21 protein-coding genes and 1 riboswitch are annotated in these 21251 nt (G+C 33.3%); of the genes, 7 read left to right on the top strand and 14 right to left on the bottom strand.

The window, feature by feature from the left end; all coding sequences use genetic code 11:
• Positions 1-37: 37 nt before the first annotated feature.
• Positions 38-2893 (top strand): carbamoyl-phosphate synthase large subunit, encoded by a 2856-nt coding sequence (gene carB / locus AC1Q5Z_RS20675; protein ID WP_198858192.1) that lies wholly within the window; start codon positions 38-40, stop codon positions 2891-2893.
• Positions 2894-3258: 365 nt separating this feature from the next.
• Here the strand turns inward: carB and yiaA are convergent, their stop codons facing one another.
• The 5 genes from yiaA to AC1Q5Z_RS20650 form a co-directional block, all read right to left on the bottom strand.
• Positions 3259-3657 (bottom strand): inner membrane protein YiaA, encoded by a 399-nt coding sequence (yiaA, locus tag AC1Q5Z_RS20670; RefSeq protein WP_278020576.1) that lies wholly within the window; start codon positions 3655-3657, stop codon positions 3259-3261.
• A 149-nt stretch (positions 3658-3806) separates the two neighbouring features.
• Positions 3807-4346, bottom strand: coding sequence for a GFO_1091 family lipoprotein (locus AC1Q5Z_RS20665; protein WP_492446653.1), 540 nt, complete (start codon positions 4344-4346; stop codon positions 3807-3809).
• A gap of 1 nt (position 4347) precedes the next feature.
• Entirely contained in the window at positions 4348-4875 is a 528-nt protein-coding gene (locus AC1Q5Z_RS20660; protein ID WP_198858190.1) for a GFO_1090 family protein, read from the bottom strand.
• Between the two features lie 17 nt (positions 4876-4892).
• On the bottom strand, positions 4893-5354 hold the full coding sequence (locus AC1Q5Z_RS20655) for a PG0215 family putative anti-sigma factor (RefSeq protein ID WP_198858189.1): 462 nt from the start codon (positions 5352-5354) through the stop codon (positions 4893-4895).
• Positions 5341-5850 (bottom strand): GFO_1088 family ECF-type sigma factor, encoded by a 510-nt coding sequence (locus AC1Q5Z_RS20650; RefSeq protein ID WP_198858188.1) that lies wholly within the window; start codon positions 5848-5850, stop codon positions 5341-5343. The genes AC1Q5Z_RS20655 and AC1Q5Z_RS20650 overlap by 14 nt, the downstream gene beginning before the upstream one ends.
• 167 nt (positions 5851-6017) lie before the next feature.
• On the opposite strand from AC1Q5Z_RS20650, the gene AC1Q5Z_RS20645 reads away from it, so the two are divergent.
• Positions 6018-7478: a GFO_1087 family putative carboxy terminal peptidase gene (locus tag AC1Q5Z_RS20645; protein ID WP_492446650.1), complete on the top strand. Its 1461-nt coding sequence runs from the start codon at positions 6018-6020 to the stop codon at positions 7476-7478.
• An 80-nt stretch (positions 7479-7558) separates the two neighbouring features.
• Here the strand turns inward: AC1Q5Z_RS20645 and AC1Q5Z_RS20640 are convergent, their stop codons facing one another.
• The 7 genes from AC1Q5Z_RS20640 to AC1Q5Z_RS20610 all read right to left on the bottom strand — a co-directional run bounded on the left by AC1Q5Z_RS20640 (position 7559) and on the right by AC1Q5Z_RS20610 (position 14947).
• Positions 7559-8584: a YncE family protein gene (locus AC1Q5Z_RS20640; protein ID WP_198858186.1), complete on the bottom strand. Its 1026-nt coding sequence runs from the start codon at positions 8582-8584 to the stop codon at positions 7559-7561.
• 3 nt (positions 8585-8587) lie between these two features.
• Positions 8588-10441, bottom strand: a complete 1854-nt coding sequence (locus AC1Q5Z_RS20635) for a TonB-dependent receptor plug domain-containing protein (protein WP_492446648.1) — start codon at positions 10439-10441, stop codon at positions 8588-8590.
• Positions 10442-10468: 27 nt separating this feature from the next.
• Positions 10469-10679: riboswitch (cobalamin riboswitch) on the bottom strand.
• A 65-nt stretch (positions 10680-10744) separates the two neighbouring features.
• Positions 10745-11278 carry an alpha-ribazole phosphatase gene (cobC, locus tag AC1Q5Z_RS20630; protein WP_492446646.1) on the bottom strand — a complete coding sequence of 178 codons (534 nt, stop codon included), beginning with the start codon at positions 11276-11278 and terminating at the stop codon, positions 10745-10747.
• Entirely contained in the window at positions 11263-12048 is a 786-nt protein-coding gene (locus tag AC1Q5Z_RS20625) for an adenosylcobinamide-GDP ribazoletransferase (protein ID WP_492446644.1), read from the bottom strand. The genes cobC and AC1Q5Z_RS20625 overlap by 16 nt, the downstream gene beginning before the upstream one ends.
• Before the next feature lie 137 nt (positions 12049-12185).
• Positions 12186-13865, bottom strand: coding sequence for a nicotinate-nucleotide--dimethylbenzimidazole phosphoribosyltransferase (gene cobT / locus AC1Q5Z_RS20620; protein ID WP_343589068.1), 1680 nt, complete (start codon positions 13863-13865; stop codon positions 12186-12188).
• A 113-nt stretch (positions 13866-13978) separates the two neighbouring features.
• On the bottom strand, positions 13979-14488 hold the full coding sequence (gene cobU, locus AC1Q5Z_RS20615; protein ID WP_492446643.1) for a bifunctional adenosylcobinamide kinase/adenosylcobinamide-phosphate guanylyltransferase: 510 nt from the start codon (positions 14486-14488) through the stop codon (positions 13979-13981).
• A gap of 96 nt (positions 14489-14584) precedes the next feature.
• Positions 14585-14947, bottom strand: a complete 363-nt coding sequence (locus tag AC1Q5Z_RS20610) for a C1orf53 family protein (protein WP_198858180.1) — start codon at positions 14945-14947, stop codon at positions 14585-14587.
• A 94-nt stretch (positions 14948-15041) separates the two neighbouring features.
• Between AC1Q5Z_RS20610 and AC1Q5Z_RS20605 the strand changes: the two genes are divergently transcribed.
• From AC1Q5Z_RS20605 to AC1Q5Z_RS20595, 3 genes are all read left to right on the top strand, one after another.
• Positions 15042-16184, top strand: coding sequence for an ABC transporter substrate-binding protein (locus AC1Q5Z_RS20605; protein ID WP_343589072.1), 1143 nt, complete (start codon positions 15042-15044; stop codon positions 16182-16184).
• A 62-nt stretch (positions 16185-16246) separates the two neighbouring features.
• Positions 16247-17212 (top strand): iron chelate uptake ABC transporter family permease subunit, encoded by a 966-nt coding sequence (locus AC1Q5Z_RS20600; RefSeq protein ID WP_492446889.1) that lies wholly within the window; start codon positions 16247-16249, stop codon positions 17210-17212.
• Positions 17213-17299: 87 nt separating this feature from the next.
• A complete protein-coding gene (locus AC1Q5Z_RS20595) occupies positions 17300-18076 on the top strand; it encodes an ABC transporter ATP-binding protein (RefSeq protein WP_343589074.1) in 777 nt (258 codons plus the stop codon).
• A 107-nt stretch (positions 18077-18183) separates the two neighbouring features.
• Here the strand turns inward: AC1Q5Z_RS20595 and AC1Q5Z_RS20590 are convergent, their stop codons facing one another.
• Together AC1Q5Z_RS20590 and AC1Q5Z_RS20585 are read right to left on the bottom strand one after the other, a co-directional pair.
• A complete protein-coding gene (locus AC1Q5Z_RS20590) occupies positions 18184-18639 on the bottom strand; it encodes a tRNA (cytidine(34)-2'-O)-methyltransferase (RefSeq protein WP_343589076.1) in 456 nt (151 codons plus the stop codon).
• Between the two features lie 82 nt (positions 18640-18721).
• The gene (locus tag AC1Q5Z_RS20585; RefSeq protein WP_343589078.1) at positions 18722-19294 is read right to left on the bottom strand and encodes a pseudouridine synthase; all 573 of its coding nucleotides are present in this window, start codon (positions 19292-19294) and stop codon (positions 18722-18724) included.
• Between the two features lie 389 nt (positions 19295-19683).
• Between AC1Q5Z_RS20585 and AC1Q5Z_RS20580 the strand changes: the two genes are divergently transcribed.
• A complete protein-coding gene (locus AC1Q5Z_RS20580) occupies positions 19684-20058 on the top strand; it encodes a hypothetical protein (protein WP_343589080.1) in 375 nt (124 codons plus the stop codon).
• A gap of 154 nt (positions 20059-20212) precedes the next feature.
• Positions 20213-20965 (top strand): SDR family NAD(P)-dependent oxidoreductase, encoded by a 753-nt coding sequence (locus AC1Q5Z_RS20575; RefSeq protein WP_492446641.1) that lies wholly within the window; start codon positions 20213-20215, stop codon positions 20963-20965.
• The last annotated feature ends 286 nt before the right edge of the window (positions 20966-21251 follow it).

Below are 21251 nucleotides of genomic sequence, written 5' to 3'. Positions count from 1 at the left end.
TTTTTAAAATCGTAAATAACTACACAATACATACAAAATGCCTAAAGACACATCAATAAAATCAGTTTTAATTATAGGTTCAGGACCTATTGTTATTGGCCAAGCTTGCGAATTCGATTATGCGGGATCTCAATCTGCACGCTCGATTCGTGAAGAAGGAATTGAGGTTATCTTGATTAACTCGAATCCAGCGACGATTATGACCGACCCATCTATGGCCGATCATATTTATTTGAAACCTTTAACGACAAAATCGATTATTGAAATTCTTAAGGAACATCCACAAATTGATGCAGTTTTGCCAACAATGGGAGGACAAACTGCTTTGAACTTGTGTTTGGAAGCTGAGGAAAAAGGAATCTGGCAAGATTTCGGAGTGAGATTAATCGGTGTTGATGTAAACGCTATTAATATTACTGAAGACAGAGAACAGTTTAAACAGCTTTTAGAAAGAATTAATGTCCCAACTGCGCCTGCAAAAACAGCAACATCTTACCTTGAAGGAAAAGAAATTGCTCAGGAGTTTGGTTTTCCACTTGTAATTCGTCCTTCGTTTACATTAGGAGGAACTGGAGCAGCTGTGGTTTACAAAAAAGAAGATTTTGATGAGCTTTTAACTCGTGGACTAGAAGCTTCTCCAATTCACGAAGTTTTAATTGATAAAGCTTTGATGGGATGGAAAGAGTACGAATTAGAGCTTTTAAGAGATAAAAATGATAATGTTGTAATTATCTGTTCTATCGAAAATATGGATCCAATGGGAATCCACACTGGAGATTCTATCACGGTAGCACCAGCGATGACATTATCTGATACAACTTTCCAAAAATTACGTGACTACGCTATCTTAATGATGAGAAGTATCGGAAATTTTGCAGGAGGATGTAACGTACAATTCGCAGTTTCACCAGACGAAAAAGAAGATATCGTAGCAATCGAAATTAATCCTCGTGTATCTCGTTCTTCTGCATTAGCATCAAAAGCGACTGGATATCCAATTGCTAAAATTGCTTCTAAACTAGCTTTAGGATACAATTTAGATGAATTACAAAACCAAATTACAAAATCGACTTCGGCTCTTTTCGAACCAACTTTAGATTATGTAATCGTAAAAATACCACGTTGGAACTTCGATAAATTTGAAGGTTCAGACAGAACTTTAGGTCTTCAGATGAAATCTGTAGGTGAGGTTATGGGAATTGGACGTTCTTTCCAAGAAGCACTTCATAAAGCGACTCAATCTTTAGAGATTAAGAGAAATGGTTTAGGAGCTGACGGAAAAGGATACAAAAATTACGAACAAATTATCGAAAAACTAACTTATGCAAGTTGGGATCGTGTATTCGTAATCTACGATGCAATTGCAATGGGAATTCCATTAAGCACAATTCACGAAATTACAAGAATCGACATGTGGTTCTTGAAGCAATACGAAGAGCTTTATACTTTAGAAAAAGAAATCTCAAACTACAAAGTTTCTGATCTTCCAAAAGAATTATTACTTGAGGCAAAACAAAAAGGTTTTGCAGATAGACAAATCGCTCACATGATGAGTTGTTTAGAAAGTGAAGTGCACACTTTACGTATGAATATGAACATCAACCGTGTATTCAAATTGGTTGATACGTGTGCGGCTGAGTTTAAAGCAAAAACACCATACTACTACTCAACTTTTGAGGCAGAAATTGAAAAAGCAAATGGAGAGCGTTATGTAGATAACGAAAGTATCCTGACAGATAAAAAGAAAGTAATCGTTCTAGGTTCTGGACCAAACAGAATTGGACAAGGAATCGAGTTTGATTATTCTTGTGTACACGGGGTTTTAGCTGCAAAAGAATGCGGTTACGAAACAATCATGATTAACTGTAATCCTGAAACGGTTTCTACAGACTTTGACACTGCTGATAAATTATACTTCGAGCCAGTTTTCTGGGAGCATATTTATGATATTATCCAACACGAAAAACCAGAAGGTGTAATCGTGCAGCTTGGTGGCCAAACAGCTCTTAAATTAGCAGATAAATTATCTAAATACGGAGTAAAAATCATCGGAACTAGTTTTGATGCACTTGACTTAGCAGAAGACAGAGGAAGATTCTCAGATTTATTGACTGAATTAAACATTCCTTTCCCAAGATTCGGAATCGCTGAAACGGCTGATGAAGCTTCAAAATTGGCTGATACTTTAGATTTCCCACTTTTAATTCGTCCTTCTTATGTATTAGGAGGTCAAGGAATGAAAATTGTAATCAACAAAAAAGAGCTTGAAGAGCACGTTATCGATTTGTTGAAAGCAATTCCAGGAAACAAATTATTACTAGATCACTACTTAGCAGGAGCAATCGAAGCTGAAGCTGATGCAATCTGTGATGCTGATGGAAATGTTTACATCATCGGAATTATGGAGCACATTGAACCTTGTGGAGTTCACTCTGGAGATAGTAACGCAACATTGCCTCCTTTTAACTTAGGAGAATTTGTAATGCAACAAATTAAAGATCATACGCATAAAATTGCTAGAGCTTTAAAAACTGTAGGTTTAATCAATATTCAGTTTGCGATTAAAGATGATACAGTTTACATCATCGAGGCAAATCCAAGAGCTTCAAGAACGGTTCCGTTTATTGCGAAAGCTTACGGAGAACCTTATGTAAACTACGCTACAAAAGTAATGTTAGGTCATAATAAAGTGACTGACTTTGATTTCAATCCACAATTAAAAGGATACGCAATTAAACAACCAGTTTTCTCTTTCAGCAAATTCCCGAACGTAAACAAAGCATTAGGGCCAGAAATGAAATCGACAGGAGAAAGCATCTTGTTTATTGATGACTTAAAAGACGATCAATTCTACGAATTGTACTCTAGAAGAAAAATGTATTTGAGTAAATAGTCTCAGATTCTATTATAAAAGAAAAGCTCCAATGAAAATTGGAGCTTTTCTTTGTTTTATACGTTTTGATGTTCCGTAGGAACATTTTGTTGGTAGTAGTAGAAATATTGTGTTGTTGTCGTTGTTACGTTCCGTAGGAACGTTTGATTATTGAGATCATTTTTTAAACAACCCAATAATCAAACGTTCCTACGGAACGTAAATACTGCTATTAGCTGTTTTTTTTCTACCGATGAGACATTCCTACGGAATGAAAGCTAGATATAAAAATACAAAGTTAAAGCTGTGTTTCATTAAAAGGATAAAATAACAAAGGGGCTGTCTCAGTATTTGAAGCAGCCCCTTTAGTATTTTAATTATAAATCCTATTCGTTTTGATTAAAGTTCATGTTGTCTCTTGTATTTTTTTGTACTGAAATAGCACCAAATAATGCTAGTAGAAAGGCAAAGGCATAAAAACCTTTTTCGCTTGGAAGAATCGTTGCATTCCATAATCCAACAACTAGAAGAACGATTGATAATAATGTTCCAAACCAGCAGATTCCGTAGTAAATATCAGTAACAGGAAGTTTTTCTAATCGGTCTCTTACGCTTTTTTGTAAAGAGACAACGGCAAAAAGTCCGAACATTAAAACAGTGAAATAATATCCTTTTTCGTTTAAAAGCATTTCAGCTCTGGCAAGTCCAACAATAAAGCCAACTGTTCCTGCTCCAAGGGCAACCCAAGATGCTGCGATAAAGGCATTTGATGTTTTTTGTATCATAATTTATTATTTTGGTAAGAAGCAAATATAATTAAATTAGATTCAGGACAAAACAAATAGCAATTGTTTTGTTCAGTAAAATCTCTCAAATAGGCAAAAAGAAAAAGCTCCGATTACGGAGCTTTTCTCATTTTAAAAGTAAGATGCTTTTATTTTTTAAGCAATTGTTCTAAAGGTTTTAACTGTTCCATGTCTATTTTAGATTTCTGTAAAACAGACATTAAAGTCATAATGTTATTTGGATTCATATTTTCTCCTAAAACACGAACTACTGCAAAGCCATTTTCTTTTCTGTTGGCGAAAATAACAAACTCTTTAATATTGTCATCACTTCCAACATAGCTTACAGAAGCACCATCTTTTCCAGAACCAATTTTCATCAATTCTTGATATTTCGGATCTTTTAATATGGCTTTTACTTTGTTTCTTTCTGTTTCAAATTCTGCCTGATTGTTTTGGTCGGCTTTAAAAGCTAGAATATTCATTTTGTCAAATGAGTTTAAAGCTTTACTTTGTTCTGCTGATAAAGATGTTTGATCAACATTTAGAATAGTTGGCGAAACATCTAATGTTATGAAATCTTTTTTCTCCGAATTCTCAACAAAATATTTTTGTAATGTTGGTTCAGAATTACAGCTTCCTAATGTTAGGAGAGCTGTAATCGCTATGATGAAAATATTTGTTCTCATGTTATTTTTTGCCTTTAGAAGCTTTCTTTAAGTCTGTTCCTCCAGGAAGTTGCATTTTATCTGTTAATACTGAAATTTCGTTTAAATCAAAATTACCAGTTAAAGATAATAAAACAGTTTCATCGTTTTTTGCACCGTCAACATACATTAAAAGCTCTTTTATTTGAGTGTCTGTAGCTCCAGATTTTACCATTATTCTAACGTTTTTCCCGCTATCATTTACACGCATTAATTCTTCTAAACCAGCAGTTTTTACATACTTATCGGCAGTAGCTTTCATATCGGCTTCGATTTTTGGGTTTTTAGTGGTAAAGACTTTTAAGTAATCTAACTTTTTGATTAGGGCAATATATTGTTGCGTCTCTTTATCAGAAGCGTCAACTTTTACTTTACTCATTAAATCAAACATTTTTTTATTTACAATTACCGAAGTCACATCATCTTGACCGTCAAATTTGTCAAAAGCACCTTGTGCGTAAAAAGTTGTGGTAACAAATGCGAATACTAAAGTTATAATGAAATTTTTCATGACTATTTTTTGTTTAATTACTGTTTAAAAATTTTGTTTTTTGATTGTTCATATTCGTTAATGTATTGCACACTTTCAATACCTACATTAACATGTGTTGATAATAAGGCCAAAGCTTTTTGTGTAGCTTTCAAGGCTTCTTCAGGATTATTATAGGTTCCTAATTCTGTTTGCGAAGCTACTGCAGTTGTATCTTTTTGCTCGCTCATAAAAAAGTAGGTTCCAATTCCTAGCAAAACAACAACTGATGCCGCAATCGATAACCACGCTACATTGCGTTTCTTAGATTGTAGTGGAATTTCATACGTTGATTTTTGTTCTTTTGCTTGAGAGAAATAGTCAAACATAGGTTTGTATTGCTCCAAATGCTGCGCAACATTGGATGAAGAAAAATATTCTTTTAATTGATTTTCTTCGGCAATAGAAGTTTCTCCCTGAAAGTATTTTTCTAATATCTCTTCTATTTTATTTAGTTCCATAAAGGTGTGTATTTGTCATTGATTCTCTAATTTTTTTTCTCGCTCTCGAAAGCGCCACTCGTATTGCCGTTTCGTTCATATTTACGATTTTGGCTATTTCTTCAAATTCATATTGTTCTACATCTCGAAGCTGAATTAATAATTGCAGTTGCTCTGGCATTTCATTTATAATTTTTTCGACCCATTCTAAACTATCTTGGTCTTCTAGTTTTTTATCCAATTGTGGCTGCCGATCGGTAAAATTATTATGAACAATCTGCAGATTACTGGCTCTTTTAGATTTTAATTGATCAAGACAATAATTTTTGGTCATGGTCATTGCCAATGCTTCGACGCTATTATAGCTTTCTAAATTGTCTTTTTTGTTCCATAATTTTACCATTACTTCCTGAGTTGCATCTTCTGCTTCTTCAGTACTTGTAAGCAATCTTTTTGCCAGACGAAAAACTTTGTCTTTAAAAGGATTTATTAATTCTATAAATACAACTTGGTTCATTAATCTGATGGTTAATCGTTAGCTTATATATTCAAGACGAGGTGTAATTATATTTGTTACAACAAAAAAGAAAATATTTTTTATATAAAAAAATACTGCTTGATCGATGAAGCTAAAACTAAAGATACTACTTTTACGTTATTCATAATATAGATAACCTACACGATATGAAAACAACTTTAAAGAGCGTTCTTTTTCTCTTTTTATTCGCATTTTCCTTGCAATCTTGTGAAGATCAGGATGATGTTGCAGCTCCAGCAGACTTACAGATTAATAATTTTATCTGGAGAGGATTAAATGAAGTCTATTTATGGCAACAAGATGTGCCAAATCTAGTCGATGGCCGTAATCTGCAACCCGATTTTAATCAGTTCTTAAGAGGGTATTCTAAGCCCGAAGATTTATTTGAAGCTTTATTGAACAAACCGGTAAGTAAATATCCAAATGGAGACGCAATTGATCGTTTCAGCTGGATTGTTGAAGATTATACTGTTTTGGAACAGGAACTAAGCGGTGTCACAAAAAATAATGGTGTAGATTTTAGATTGAGTCGCGTATCTTCAGGATCGAATGATGTGGTAGGTTTTGTGCGATATATTATTCCAAATTCAGATGCTTCAACTAAGGCAATTAAACGCGGTGATTTATTTACAAGTGTGAATGGAGTAAAACTTACTGTTTCTAATTATCAAGATTTATTGTTCAATAAGGATAGCTATACGCTAAACTTGGCTGATTATAATGGTAGCGGTTATGTTTTGAACGGAAAATCGGTTGATTTGACAAAAACTGTTTTAGAAGAAAACCCGATTTTAATTAGCAAAGTGATTCCTTTTGGAGGTCATAAAATAGGTTATTTAATGTATAATGGGTTTTATTCAAGCTATGACGATAAATTAAATCAGGCTTTTGGCGAATTGAAAACACAAGGAGTTACCGATTTAGTTCTAGATCTTCGATATAATGGAGGAGGAGCCGTGCCTTCAGCAATTAGACTTGCTAGTTTGATTACAGGGCAATTTGATAATCAGGTTTTTGCTAAAACGCAGTTTAACACAAAGTGGATGAAAGATATGACTGCTGATGATTTAGAAAGTCTGAATTACAGATTTGTAAATAATATTGATGGTAAAGCTTTAAACAGTTTAAATTTAAGTACGGTTTACATTATTGCCACTGCAAGTACAGCATCTGCAAGTGAATTGGTTATTAATGGATTAGCACCTTATATTAATGTAGTTCAGATTGGAGAAACTACAACAGGTAAAAATGTTGGTTCGTATACTATTTATGATTCTGAAACTTTGTTTACTAAAAAAGGAATCAATGCAAATCATAAATATGCAATGCAACCTTTGGTTTTTAAAATCTCAAATTCTGCCGGTTTTGGAGACTATACTCAAGGTTTACAGCCTACTTATCCGCAGAAAGAATATTTGGATACTTATGGTGTTTTAGGAGAAACATCTGAGCCTTTGCTTAATTTGGCTATTTCAAAAATTACGGGATCTACTGCTAAAACAATTTCTAATGATTCTGGACTGGATCTGCCTTATTTAACTGATTCAAAAATCATAAACGGATTAAGACACGGAATGTATTTTCAGAATGCTCCAAAGAATTTTTAATAAAAATCTAATAAATAGAAAAGGCTTTCATTTCTGAAAGCCTTTTCCATAAAAAACAAAAACTAATTCTAAGGATAAAATTAATCGTTAAAGTAGAATCCGTTCGTACCTATTCCAGTAGTCAATTCTTTTTGTAGAGTTCCCGACAAATTGTAGATGTAAGCTTTACTGTCTTGAGTAAATTTCCCATCAGCAAAGAAAGCACGGTTGTTTTTTACTGCAAATCCGTAAAGGTATCCAATCTCTGGATTAGCTGTAAAAAGCGGAGTAGTAGCTGCTGTTGTTGCAGAAGTTGTAATTGAATACACAGAGCTTCCTACTGTATAATAAACTTGGTTGTTTTCTATGTCTAAAAACCCAGCAACCCCTTGAGATTCTGGAATTGTAATTTTAGAAACAGATTTGTCAGAGATTTTAACTTTTATAATTTCGCTACTTTCAGTAAAAGAAGGACGTAAGATAAAAAGAGTTCCATTTTCTTCTTCAATAGAATCTGAACCAGAACCAATTGTTATTGGAGTTTCTAAAGTTTTTGTGTTCAGATTGTAAATAGAAAGTTTGTCAGTTCCAATTGGATCTGTAATGTATAATTTTCCGCCTTCTTCTACAATTCTGTTTGCCGTTGTGTTTAATGAAATTTTGGATTCAACAACATTAGTTGCCAAGTTAATTACAGCAATATAATCATCTGTAACAGAATCGTATGAATTTGCATTTGTTACATAAGCTTTACCGTCTTTTATAACACCATATCTAGGATTAACTAAGCCGCTGTCAATTTTAGTAATTAACTTAAAAGTATAACGATTTACAATGTTTATTACGTTTGATCCGCCAGCAATAATATATGCTTTGTCTCCATCAAAAAAGATATTCTGAATAAATTTCCCAAGTACATCAGATCCGTTTTCTGTTTCATAAACGTCTTTTGTAAATATGCTGAAATCATTGCTAGAGAAAGATACTGTTCCAGAAGTAGAACCTCCTTCATTAACAATAAAAAAACCATTGTCGTAAGCGCCTTTCGGACCATCGTTGTCATCACTTGAACAAGAAGCGAATAACGAAATGCTTAACGCTATTAAAAGTAATTTGCTAAACTTCATATTTTAAAATTTTAAGGTTAAATACATATTGAAATTTCGACCTGGCATTGGTCTGCTTTCTAGACTTTCGTAATTTTTATTTAAAAGATTCAAAACTTGAAAACCTATTTTGAAAGAATCTAAAAATTTAAGATCATAATCGATTCCGACATTAGAAATTGTATAATCATTAATGATTTCATCAGGATTATTATCGGCTCTTGTATAAACAAATCCGTTGTAAAGAATTTGATAATAAGCGCTTATTTTATTTCTAGAATATGAAACTGCTCCTGTTGCTTTGTTAAATGGAACAAAAAAGATCTGATTTTTAGTTTTTTCATCCTGAGAAACCGTATAAGCATAAGTAGCATTTGCAGCAAAAATGTTTTTGCCATAACTTTTTTTCCAACTCAGCATGGTTTCGGTTCCATAACTGTTTACTTTATCTTGGTTTTTAGGAGTCCAAATACCGTTTGCGCCTGGAACCCATTGCAGCATATCGGTAATTTTCATATAATAAAAATTCTGCGTCCAAGTCAGGTTTTTGAATGTAAAAACATTACCAATTTCTCCCTGATAAGAACTTTCGGGTTTTAAGTCTAGATTTCCTCCTGGATTCCAATACAAATCATTGTAAGTTGGAATTCTAAAGTTTCTAGAAACATTCAGTTTTAAATTGTACCAATTATTGAATTTATAAGAAGATCCTAAATTGAATAAAACGGGAGATTTGTAATTGTCTGTAAATTCTTTTCTAACGCCAAGTTCGTTCTTCCAGTTAGCGCCAAAATCTTGTCTAACCAACAAAGCAGCAGAACTGATTTCACGAATATGGCTTCCAAAACTAGTTCCGTAACCATTTGTTCGACTGTAATCTACAATTCCGTTTACATGTGTCTCTTTAAATAAATGATAATCGACGTCAAGCTTAGTAATTAAGTTCTCCGTTTTTCCGTATGTGTAATTTTTTAAAGAATTATCGGCAAAATATTGATAGTTTTCGAAAATATAAGCGGTTTTGAAATTGGTCTTCAGTTTTCCAAAACTTCCGTCATATTCCAGTAAATTTCGGTTAAAACCATTTATGTATTTGCTTTTCGTTTCAGATTCTGTAACCAAAGAAGTATTGCGGTCAGTGTTTGAAGTCTGGCTGTACAGTTTTAAAATATGATTTTCATTGAATTTATAGCCAACATTGGCATTTAACGTAATAATATCGTATTGCCCATTTTGGTTCCATCGCTGTTCACCTCTCCATGTGTAGCGATTTAAGTATTTATAATCGTTTGTTGAGCTGTTTTTAGAAAAGCCAATTTGGGTACTCCATTTTTTATTTGAAATAGAAGTTTTGTAATTAATCCCAATTGTATTAAAACTGCCGTAATCTAGTCTTAAATTATTCTCAAAACGATTAAAAAACAACAAATCGTTGTTTAAATGCACCGTGCCTCCAACTGCGCCGCTTCCGTAAATTACACTTCCACCACCTGCTTTTATACTGATTGAATTATAATCTGAGCCCGAAATAGTATTAAAATCGGTACTTCCGTTCATTTGAGAATTAATATTTATTCCGTTCCAGATAACAGCTGTTTGCGAAGAAGTTGTTCCTCTGAAAGAAACCGTAGAAAGCATTCCTCGTCCGTATTCTTTAAAATATAAAGTCGAATTAAAGTTCAATAAATCGGTTAGGAGCGCCTCGTTTTTATTGATTATAGAATCATTCAGTTTTAAAACAGATTGTGAAGCCGAATAGGTTTTTAAATTCTTATCTGAAACAAAAACTTCTTTCAGACTGGTAATAGAATCGTTCTGCGCCGAAATAATCTGGCACACAACAAATAAACAAAAAGTAAAAAATCTTTTTAAAGTCATAATTTCTTCACTCTTTTTCCCGAGAGTTTGATATTTGTTATAAAGGCAGGTCTCCTGGCTTGCGTCTTGCTGTTTACCTTCCCATCGCGCGGGGCGTGACAGTGGTTTGTAGTTTACAGCAAGCATTCGTTTTTTTTGAACTTAGCTTACAGTTGCGGGTACAGCTCAAGAATTATACTTGATTCCCTTTTAATGTATTTTTTAAATTAAAAACACAACCTTAATTTGTCGCAAAGATAAAGTTAAAAATATTGATTATTCAAATTTGTTTTAGGTTTCATGAAAAATTATAAATAATTAGCATTAAAAACTGATTTTTATAACTTCTCCGAAATCAACTTTATTATTGAAGGCGTCTTTTAATGGAAGCGACCTCTGATGGCATAAAATGCTTCTGATGATTCCTGCATGTGCGACAATTACAGTTGGCTGATTTATTTTTGAAAGTGTTTCAGATAAAAAATGGCCAACTCTTTCATGTAATTCAATAAAAGATTCTCCGTTTGAAACCTTGATATTCACGAAATCTTCCATCCAAGGATTGAGCTCTTCTGACGGAATTTCGTTCCAGTTTTTCAATTCCCAATCACCAAAATTCATTTCTTTTAATCGTTCATCTTCCTGATACGAAATGGTTTTAATGTTTTCTTGAATGTGTTTTGCTAATGTAACGCAACGTTTTAGTGGACTCGAGAAAATAATTGCCTCAGAAGGAAGTTCAGAAATAATTTTGTCAAAGATTTCATTAAAGGGAACAGCAATATCAACATCTGATTGCCCATAACAGATTCCTTTTTCACAAACTGTTTCGGTATGACGAACTAGATAAATTTCCATAAAAATAAAATGCTTAAGTAAAATACAACTTCGCAAACTTGCTGTGTTGCGCCAAGGCAATCTCCAGTATAACCATCAATCCATTTTTGAAAATAGCGCGCTAGAAAATATCTCGTTATGAAAACAGGAATAATAGCAAGCAGAAATTTCAAATCGAAATAAGAAAATAGAATTAACGGAACTAAGCCAAAAAAGAAAGATCCAAAAACTTCTTTCCAAGTATATTGTTTTGCAATTGGTTTGCTTTTGCTCGAAGCATCATCACGAGAATATTCGTGTGTGAAAATAATGCTTATTGCGGCAAGTCGACTCAATGAATGAGCAGAAATAAAGAAAAGGAAAACGAGAAGAATATTATTTGCAAAAAGTAAAACGGATTCTGAAAGCAATTTAAATTTTAGTAAAAAAAGCAAAACCAATCCGATTGCTCCATAGGCTCCAATTGCACTGTCTTTCATTATCATTAAGATTTTTTCTTTAGTCCAGCCTCCGCCAAAACCATCACAGACATCTGCAAAACCATCTTCGTGAAAAGCGCCTGTGGTTAAAATAGAAGCAATGATTGCTAGTATGACAGCAATTTCTGAAGAAAGAAAAAATGAAAAAAGATAAAAAGCTAAAAAAGAAATACCCCCAACAATCCATCCAATAAATGGAAAATATCTTGTGGCTTTATTTAAATAATCTGGATGATGCGTAATGTTTTTTGGACATGGAATTCTGGTGTAGAACATTAAACAGGTGAAGAAAATGTGTAGTTCTTTTTTCATTTATATAATTGGTTTTCTATTTATTTTGTCATTTCGACTGAAAGGAGAAATCACACAAGATTACGCAAAGAAAATCGTTAATCTTTGTCGAGTTTCTAATGTGATTTCTCCTTTCGGTCGAAATGACAAATAGTAGTTTATTTACGACTTACTCCCGCGCTTTCAAAACTAGCCATTTCATTCAAAAAAGCTTCAGCTGATTTTAAAATCGGAAAAGCAACAGCGCAACCAGTTCCTTCGCCTAAGCGTAAATCGAGGTTTAAAATTGGTTTTGCTTCTAAATAATTTAATAATTCTGAATGTGCTTTTTCGGCAGAACAATGACAAAAAACAGCATTTTGCTGTATGTTCGGATTTATTTTAAAAGCAATCAGATAAGCAATAGTGCAGATAAAACCATCGACTAGAATTAGCATTTTATTTTCAAAAGCTTCTAATATTGCTCCAGACATTTGAAGGATTTCAAAACCGCCAAAATAGGAAAGTTGCGCTATTAATTCGGTTTGACCGGAATAATTATCAATTGCTTTTTTGAGCAAGTTTTGTTTTAGAAGCAGTTTTTCATTTTCAACTCCAGTTCCCTTTCCGATGCATTCTTCAATAGGAAAACCTGTTAGAATACTCATTAAAACAGAAGCAGTTGAAGTGTTTCCGATTCCCATTTCGCCAAAACCAATACAATTCGAGCCAGATTTTGCAATATTTTGAACAATCGATTTTCCTTTATCCAAACACAACCAAACTTCAGATTCGCTCATTGCAGGAACATGTAAAAAGGATTGAGTTCCTTTTGCAATTTTTGCATCGATTAATTTGGCATTGGTTGGAAAATCGTAATTGACGCCCGAATCTACAATTGATAATTCAATATTATTCTGATTGCAAAAAACATTTATGGCAGCGCCGCCATCTAGAAAATTATTGACCATTTGGCGTGTAACATCTTGCGGATAATCACTTACACCGTGATTGGCAATTCCGTGATCGGCTGCAAAAACAACAATGTTAGGTTTTATTATTTTCGGATTTAAAGTTTTAAAAACAGTTGCCATTTGAAAAGCTAGAGATTCCAGCATTCCTAAAGAACCAACGGGTTTTGTTTTTGAATCTATTTTTTCTTGTAAACGTTTATTGAAATCAGATTTGTTTTTGATTTCATTTTCCGATCTTAAATCAAAATCTGGAACATTTATTTGATGAATTTCTTTGATTTCATTACAAATGGGAGCTTCCGATTTTTGTTTCCAATGCAACTGTTGCAACATTGGCTGATTGTTATAATTGGTGGCTGGTTTTCCGATGCAGAAATAACCAAGCGGTTCTATATTTTCGGGTAAATCAAGTATTTTTTTAAACTGATAATAATTTAAAATCGAAACCCAGCCCATTCCGTAACCTTGTTCTGTAAGCGAAAGCCAAATATTTTGAGCTGCACAAACTGAACTGAATTTTACTGCTTCGTTACTGCCAATTGTTCCAATCGTAAACTGATTTAAAACGGAGCGATCATAAGCAATAATAAGTCCGATTGGCGCTTCTTCGATCGCTTCTAGTTTTAGCGATCTGTAAAGTTCCTTCTGTTCTGCATTATCGGTACGCTCTTCGGCTTTTTTATTGTAATCTAAAAACAGTTTTTTGATAGACGTTTTTACTTCATCCGATCTAATGAGATAATATCGTGTAGCATCAGTAAGCCCAACAGAAGGCGCCCAATGTCCAGCCTGTAAAGCTTTCTGAATTACTTCGTCTGGAACTTCATCGTTTGTAAAATGGCGTGTGTCTCTACGGGATTTTAATATATCGTCTAAATTACTCATGCTATAAAATTACAATTTTTAAATTCCAAACTCCAAGGTCAAGCTCCAAAAAAGAAAAATTTCAAATTGCAAAACTCACTATGTTTTGCAATTTGAAATTTTTGTATTGAAATTTATCCTTTGATTTTAACCGGAATTCCAGAAACCATAAGTACAACTTGATCAGCATTGGTTGCAAGAAATTGATTTATCCAACCTTGCAATTCAACAAATTTTCTGCCTATGTGCGTTTCTGCATGAACTCCCATTCCGATTTCATTTGTTACGATAATTATATTCGCATTTTCATGTTTAGCAATGGCAAGAAATTCTTTTTTAGCCTCTTCCAAACTTAGTTCGACATCATTTTTAGTATCGATAAAAAAATTAGTCAGCCAAAGCGTTACACAATCTATTAAGGCAGTTTTTTCAGAAAAATCAATTTCACTTAAATATTTTTCTTTTTCGATATTCGTCCAATGTTCGTCCCTTTCCTTCTGATGACGATCGATTCGGTTTTGAAAATCAGCATCCCATTTTCGTGCAGTTGCCACATATAAAGGAGAATCGGAAAGCTCTAAAGCAAGTTTTTGAGCATACCCGCTTTTTCCAGAACGTTCGCCGCCAGTTACCAAGTAAATCATTTTTGTTAATTATGAGTTTTGAATTATGAATTATGAGTTTGGCCAAGTTATAAATTAATTATGAAGACTAACTCATAAATTTATAACTCATAACTTCTAATAAGGGCAATGTCGGCAGTTATTTCCGCAGCAGACTCCTCTTTTTAGATGAAACCAAGCTTTAAAAACATAGTTGCCATTTTCGATGTAGTAATCGATTCCTTCAATTAAATTATCATTTTTGGGCAAAAACATGGCCTTGTTATTAAGAGCCTTTTTTGGAGTTACAGTTTCGACATAAGCATCAATTTTATCTTCACAGGCTTCTTTAAAGCATATAGGGCAAAGGCAATCGCCTCCTTCTGATAGATTGAAAATAGGTGGATAATCATTACACCAGCACTTATTTTCGGGCGAAGTGTCGCCACATAAAAAAGCAGTTTCACAACTGGAGCAGATTTTTGTTTTTGGTACATTCATCAAATAAAAAGCGATTTGTTTAAATTTGTACGAATAAAGGTAAACAAAAAAAATAGAATTTGATTTACCTTTGTTGCCATACAAAACATAAAATATGAAATATTTTTTCCATAAATTACCAGTCGTTTTTGTGCTTCTTATCTTAATTGGATGCAAAAAAAATGAAGCGCAAGATGTTGTAAAATCTGCTACTGCCAAAGAAAGTATCGAGTTTGCTTCTGGACTTTCGATCATAAAAAACGATGGCTATTCAATTGTAAATGTGAGTAATCCATGGCCAAATGCTAAGGGAAAATTTACTTACATTTTAAAAGAAAAAGACGTACAAATTCCTGATAGTTTAAATAAATATATTTCTATAAAAGTTCCTCTAGAAAGTGTTGTGGTAACTTCAACTACCAATATTCCTTTTTTAGAAATGTTAGAAGTTGAGAATAAATTGGTCGGATTTCCGCATACCGATTACATTTCTTCTGAAAAAACTAGAGCATTAATTGACAAAGGTTCTGTGAAAAACGTTGGACAAAATGAAAAACTGAACATTGAGCAATTAATAGAATTATCACCAGATTTGATTGTGACATTTGGTGTAGATAACAATAATCCGATGCTGGATAATCTTAAAAAAAGCGGTTTAAATGTTTTGATTCAGGGTGATTGGATGGAACAGTCTCCACTAGGAAAAGCAGAATGGATAAAGTTATATGGTGCTTTATTTGGAAAAGAAGAAAAAGCAAAAGAGCTGTTTGATAAAATCGTTGAAAGCTACAATCAAGCCAAAAAATTGGTTGCCGATAAACCTGCAACTTCAAAAGTATTATACGGTTCTATGTACGAAGATGTTTGGTATGTTGCCAAAGGAAATAGCTGGGTTGCACAGTTTATGAAAGATGCAAAAGCTAATTATTTATGGGCTGATCTTGAAGGAACTGGAAGCGAAGGTTTGTCTTTTGAAAAAGTTTTAGATAAAGCAAAAGATGCAAATGTTTGGATTGCTTCTGGATCTTTTAAAAGTTTGGATGAATTGCAGAAAGCAAATCCGCATTACTCAGAATTTGATGCTTTTAAGAATAAAACCATTTACAATTTTGAAGGCAAAGTAGGAGCGACAGGCGGTACAGTTTATTATGAATTAGCACCAAGTCGTCCAGATTTGGTATTGAAAGATTATATCAAGATTTTTCATCCTGATTTATTGACGAGCTACGAATTTACTTTTGCTTCTAAACTGAATTAATTTTGGTGAGTAAAACACGAAATACCATTTTATTTACCGTTTTGGGCATAGGTCTTTTGTTAATGTTTTTTGCGAGCATTAGTTTAGGATCGGTTACAATTCCGTTAAAAGATGTTTTTGCAAGTTTAACAGGAGGACATGCTGCAAAATCAACATGGGAATATATTATTATTAATTACCGTTTGCCAAAAGCAATTACAGCAGTTTTAGTTGGAACGGGACTTTCTATAAGCGGACTTTTGATGCAGACGCTTTTTAGAAATCCGCTTGCGGGACCGTATGTTTTAGGGTTAAGTTCTGGTGCAAGTTTAGGTGTTGCTTTTGTAATTTTAGGAGCAGGATTTCTTCCTTCTTTTTTAAGTGCAATTGCATTGTCTTCTTACGGAATTGTTTTGGCATCAACTTTAGGAAGTACATTGGTTCTTTTTTTAGTTCTTATCGTTTCACAACGATTGAGAGACACAATGGCAATTTTGATTGTTGGTTTAATGTTCGGAAGTTTTACAACTGCAATTGTAAGCGTGCTGACTTATTTTAGTACAGCAGAACAGCTTCAGAAATTCACTTTCTGGTCAATGGGAAATCTAGGAAACCTTTCTTGGACAACAATCGGAATTTTGACATTTTGCGTTGGAATCGGTTTGCTTTTAAGCGCCAAAAGTATAAAACCTTTAAATGCCTTGCTTCTTGGTGAAAATTACGCCAAAAGTATGGGATTGAATTTTAAACAAGCAAGATTAGTTATCATCTTTGCTACCAGTATTTTGTCAGGAGCGATTACGGCATTTGCTGGCCCGATTGCTTTTGTTGGTCTGGCAGTTCCTCATATTGCAAAACTGACTTTTCAAACTAGTAATCATACGATTCTATTTTGGAGCACTTTATTTTTTGGTTCGATAATAATGCTATTTTGTGATATTGTTTCTCAAATGCCAGGCTTTGAGGTTACACTTCCAATAAATGCTGTTACGTCTATAATTGGTGCGCCTGTTGTAATTTGGTTATTAGTTAGAAAAAGAAATTTTTAATATTTTTTTGCCACAGATTAAAAAGATTTACACATATTTTTTAATTATTAGACAAAGAAAAAACTTAGAATCTTAGCACCTTTAAAAATGAAAAACATTCTATCAACTTCAAGTTTAAATATTGGATATAAATCCAAGAAAGGAGTTACGGCCATTGCTGAGAATCTTAATATTAATCTTGAAGCAGGAAAACTCATTACTTTAATAGGAGCAAACGGAATTGGAAAATCAACTTTACTGCGAACGATTACTGGAATTCAGAAACCGTTGTCAGGAAATGTTTATTTGAATGAAAAAAAGATTTCAGATTATCAACCTTTAGAATTGGCGCAAAATTTAAGTTTAGTTTTAACCGAAAAATTGCCACCAAGCAATCTTTCTGTTTTTGAATTAGTTGCTTTAGGAAGACAACCTTACACCAATTGGGTTGATAAATTATCTGATGAAGATATTACTAAAGTTCATGAAGCTATGCAATTGACACAAATTGAACATTTGGCTTCGAAAAAACATTTCCAGATTAGTGACGGACAATTGCAGAAAGTGTTAATTGCAAGAGCATTGGCTCAAGATACTCCCCTAATTATTTTGGACGAGCCAACAACACATCTTGATCTCCTTCATAAAGTTTCATTATTCAAGCTCTTGAAAAAGCTTACACAAGAAACTCAAAAATGTATTTTGTTTTCGACACACGATATCGATTTGGCTATTCAGTTAAGTGACGAAATGATTATCATGACCCCAGAGAGTATAGTGCAAGACCAACCGTGCAATTTAATTTCTAACGGAAGTTTCAGCAATTTGTTCAAAGACGAACATATTATTTTTGACGCTGAAAAAGGGAAATTTATTGTGAGTTAATATTTCGGCTGTCCTGCAAGGTTTTCAAAACCTTGTAGGTCTTCTTAAATTACAACTTATAAATATTTATACCTACAAGGTTTTGAAAACCTTGCAGGAAATCGAGATTATTTCTTCAATCTAATCTGTCTCTTAGCTTCTCCAACCACAAAAGCAACCGAATTGGCAATATTAAAACTGCGAATAAGCGGTGACATCGGAATCGTTAAATGATTTTCGAATCTTGCCATAAAGGCTGCACTCAAACCAACGCTTTCTTTTCCAAAAACTAACCAGTCGCCATCTTGAAATTCGTTTTCTAAATAAGATTTATCAGAATGCGAACTCATTAAAAACACGCGAGAATGATCTGGAATTTGCGTAATCCATTCTTCTACATTTTGATATTCGGTAACATCAAGATGAACCCAATAATCCAATCCTGAACGTTTTAGGTTTTTGTCATTAATAACAAATCCGAAAGGATGAATTAAATGAAGACGGCTTTCTGTGCCAACGCACAATCTTCCGATATTTCCGGTATTATTTGGTATTTCTGGTTCTACAAGAACAACGTTTAACATCTTTTTTTAGTTATGAATTATGAGTTATAAGTTATGAGTTATAAGTTATGAGTTTCTGGAAATTGTCTAATTGGCACATTTTTTAATTATCTAATTGAAAATCGGAAACTTCTAAAACTTCACCTGCTTTTAGATTTTGCAAATATACATTTCCTATTCGAACGCGAACTAAACGCAATGTTGGAAAACCAACAGCCGCAGTCATTTTTCTAACTTGACGAAATTTTCCTTCTCTAACCGTGATTGAAGCCCAAGAAGTTGGACCATGACGTTCGTCTCTTATTTTCTTCGCTCTTGCTCCAAAATCGGGAATTTCGTTAACGATAGATGCTTTGCAGCGTTTTGTTTTGTATTTTCCACCGTCAAGTCCAATTTCTACCCCATTTTGTAATTGTTCAATTGCTTCTGGCGTAATTAATCCGTCAACCTGAACGTAATATTCTTTTTCAACCTTTTTACTTCGAACAAGTTCGCTCATGTTTCCATCAGTCGTCAAAAGAAGTAATCCTTCAGAATCTTCATCTAATCTTCCAATTGCCATTGTACCTTCTGGGAAATCGTGCAATTCGCCCAAAAGCTTTTTCTTTCTTTTTAATTCATAAATAAATTGACTTAAGTAGCCGTAAGGTTTAAAAAGAATGAAGTGTCGATGCATTTTTAATTTTTTGCAAAGATAGTTCTTTCCTAAAATTAAAACCCATTACTGCTTTTGCGATTTCATTTTTTTGAGCCATTGATAAACAAACCAAATTGCAGTTACAATAAAAATGCCTATTAAAACGGAATAATAATTTTGAAAAAATTCATGAAAATAACTTCCAACAAAAATATAAATAGAAGCCATGCAAAGTTTAATCAAGATAAATTCGGAATTGGACCAGCTGGTTTTGATTTTGAAGAAATTCATAATAATTAAGGTTGTTAAGTTGCTTTGAATAAAGGTAATAAATAAAAAAACAGATGGCAATTATAAAAGAAAGCAATCTTAAGCCATAACTTTTTTGCAATTAGAATTTGTAATATTATAAACTAAAATATAATGTTATGGAAACGAATAAATTAGGAACGAAAAAGATAAACGGAACGCAAAAAAATATAGACGAGTCTAAAGGAAAAAACGTTTCGCACGATAAAGAATTAAAAGATGCCAAACTGAATAAAGAATTGATTACAGATGCAGATGGCGATAAAAAAATTGTTGAAAGAGCTAGAAACGAAAATGAAGATATAAATGTAGCGAAGCATCAGATAAATCCAAATAATCCAAATGCAAATCGCGGAGTAGAAACAGAGGAAGAAGCAAATAAAACAGTAGAGAATAAAGATCGTAACTCTGATATAACTCCAAATCGATATTCAAACTCACATCCAGATAATCATGAAGATCGTGGAAACATGAAATTGGACGAAGAGAATTAGATAATACAAAATTTTAAACAAAATCTTGTCAATTTAATGTCAAATAACATAACATTAGCGCTTAACGTTAATGTTGTTTTAAACTCTTTTGAAAGCTTCGCCAATGCTCAAGTTCTTCGTAAATTAGAAGAATCAATTTAAAAACATATATAAAATGGCACTTTTAGAAAATAAAGTAGCTTTTGTATCTGGCGGGGGTTCAGGAATCGGACGTGCAGTGGCAGAAGCATACGCTCGAGAAGGAGCAAAAGTAGTAGTAGCTGATATAAATGTAGAGCACGGTGAAGAAACCGTAAAAACAATAAAAGATAAGGGCGGAGAAGCTTTTTTTGTAAAAGGAGATTCGTCGAGTGCCAATGACAACAAGCATATGGTTGAAGTTACGGTTTCAAAATATGGTCGATTGGATATTGCCTGTAACAATGCAGGAATGGGAGGGCCAGCAAAACCAACTGGAGAATATGAGCAAGAAGCTTGGGATAAAGTTATTGCACTTAATTTGAGCGGTGTTTTTTATGCCTGCCGTTATCAACTAGAACAAATGGAGAAAAACGGGGGAGGAAGTATTGTAAATATTGCTTCGATTCACGGACAAGTTGCCGCTCCAAATAGTGTCGCGTATACTGCAAGTAAACATGGTGTAGTTGGTTTGACAAAAAATATTGCGGTAGAATATGCTCAGAAAAATATTCGATGCAATGCTGTTGGACCGGGTTATATAGAAACAGCACTTTTAAAAGATAATTTGAATAAGGAAATGATGCAGGCTGTTGCGGCAAAATCTGCAATGAATCGTTTAGGGACAGCAGAAGAAGTTGCCGAATTGGTAACATTTTTAAGTTCTGAGAAATCTTCTTTCACAACAGGAAGTTATATTATAGCCGATGGAGGTTATACCGCAGTCTAATTATTTTTTAGAGTAAATAACATGACAATTGAAAAAGCAGTAAGCGAAAGTTTACTGCTTTTTTTTGCTGAAACTGCTGTATTTGTAGGAAACATGGAGTTTTTGTTAGTGTTTTTGAGATGCTTATTATTTGAGTAATGTTTTGTAATAAGGCTTTTTTGTTATTTTTATTTTAGTATCTTTAAGTATGTGTTAAGCTTTATTGAATTATATTGATAAAAAAGCAAACATTAAGTTGATGGTTTTGTAACATTCCCTTAATTTTAAAGAAGATAAATTTGAACTC

It is taken from the genome of Flavobacterium sp. GW823-FHT06G12, assembly GCF_058794775.1.
Note: the sequence above shows the minus strand (reverse complement) of the source record. Positions and strands in the feature narration are given on the sequence as shown.

Coding starts and splice junctions, on each gene's coding strand:
- carB (WP_198858192.1), top strand. CDS start 38: ATGCCTAAAGACACATCAATAAAATCAGTTTTAATTATAGGTTCAGGA.
- yiaA (WP_278020576.1), bottom strand. CDS start 3,657: ATGATACAAAAAACATCAAATGCCTTTATCGCAGCATCTTGGGTTGCC.
- AC1Q5Z_RS20665 (WP_492446653.1), bottom strand. CDS start 4,346: ATGAGAACAAATATTTTCATCATAGCGATTACAGCTCTCCTAACATTA.
- AC1Q5Z_RS20660 (WP_198858190.1), bottom strand. CDS start 4,875: ATGAAAAATTTCATTATAACTTTAGTATTCGCATTTGTTACCACAACT.
- AC1Q5Z_RS20655 (WP_198858189.1), bottom strand. CDS start 5,354: ATGGAACTAAATAAAATAGAAGAGATATTAGAAAAATACTTTCAGGGA.
- AC1Q5Z_RS20650 (WP_198858188.1), bottom strand. CDS start 5,850: ATGAACCAAGTTGTATTTATAGAATTAATAAATCCTTTTAAAGACAAA.
- AC1Q5Z_RS20645 (WP_492446650.1), top strand. CDS start 6,018: ATGAAAACAACTTTAAAGAGCGTTCTTTTTCTCTTTTTATTCGCATTT.
- AC1Q5Z_RS20640 (WP_198858186.1), bottom strand. CDS start 8,584: ATGAAGTTTAGCAAATTACTTTTAATAGCGTTAAGCATTTCGTTATTC.
- AC1Q5Z_RS20635 (WP_492446648.1), bottom strand. CDS start 10,441: ATGACTTTAAAAAGATTTTTTACTTTTTGTTTATTTGTTGTGTGCCAG.
- cobC (WP_492446646.1), bottom strand. CDS start 11,278: ATGGAAATTTATCTAGTTCGTCATACCGAAACAGTTTGTGAAAAAGGA.
- AC1Q5Z_RS20625 (WP_492446644.1), bottom strand. CDS start 12,048: ATGAAAAAAGAACTACACATTTTCTTCACCTGTTTAATGTTCTACACC.
- cobT (WP_343589068.1), bottom strand. CDS start 13,865: ATGAGTAATTTAGACGATATATTAAAATCCCGTAGAGACACACGCCAT.
- cobU (WP_492446643.1), bottom strand. CDS start 14,488: ATGATTTACTTGGTAACTGGCGGCGAACGTTCTGGAAAAAGCGGGTAT.
- AC1Q5Z_RS20610 (WP_198858180.1), bottom strand. CDS start 14,947: ATGAATGTACCAAAAACAAAAATCTGCTCCAGTTGTGAAACTGCTTTT.
- AC1Q5Z_RS20605 (WP_343589072.1), top strand. CDS start 15,042: ATGAAATATTTTTTCCATAAATTACCAGTCGTTTTTGTGCTTCTTATC.
- AC1Q5Z_RS20600 (WP_492446889.1), top strand. CDS start 16,247: ATGTTTTTTGCGAGCATTAGTTTAGGATCGGTTACAATTCCGTTAAAA.
- AC1Q5Z_RS20595 (WP_343589074.1), top strand. CDS start 17,300: ATGAAAAACATTCTATCAACTTCAAGTTTAAATATTGGATATAAATCC.
- AC1Q5Z_RS20590 (WP_343589076.1), bottom strand. CDS start 18,639: ATGTTAAACGTTGTTCTTGTAGAACCAGAAATACCAAATAATACCGGA.
- AC1Q5Z_RS20585 (WP_343589078.1), bottom strand. CDS start 19,294: ATGCATCGACACTTCATTCTTTTTAAACCTTACGGCTACTTAAGTCAA.
- AC1Q5Z_RS20580 (WP_343589080.1), top strand. CDS start 19,684: ATGGAAACGAATAAATTAGGAACGAAAAAGATAAACGGAACGCAAAAA.
- AC1Q5Z_RS20575 (WP_492446641.1), top strand. CDS start 20,213: ATGGCACTTTTAGAAAATAAAGTAGCTTTTGTATCTGGCGGGGGTTCA.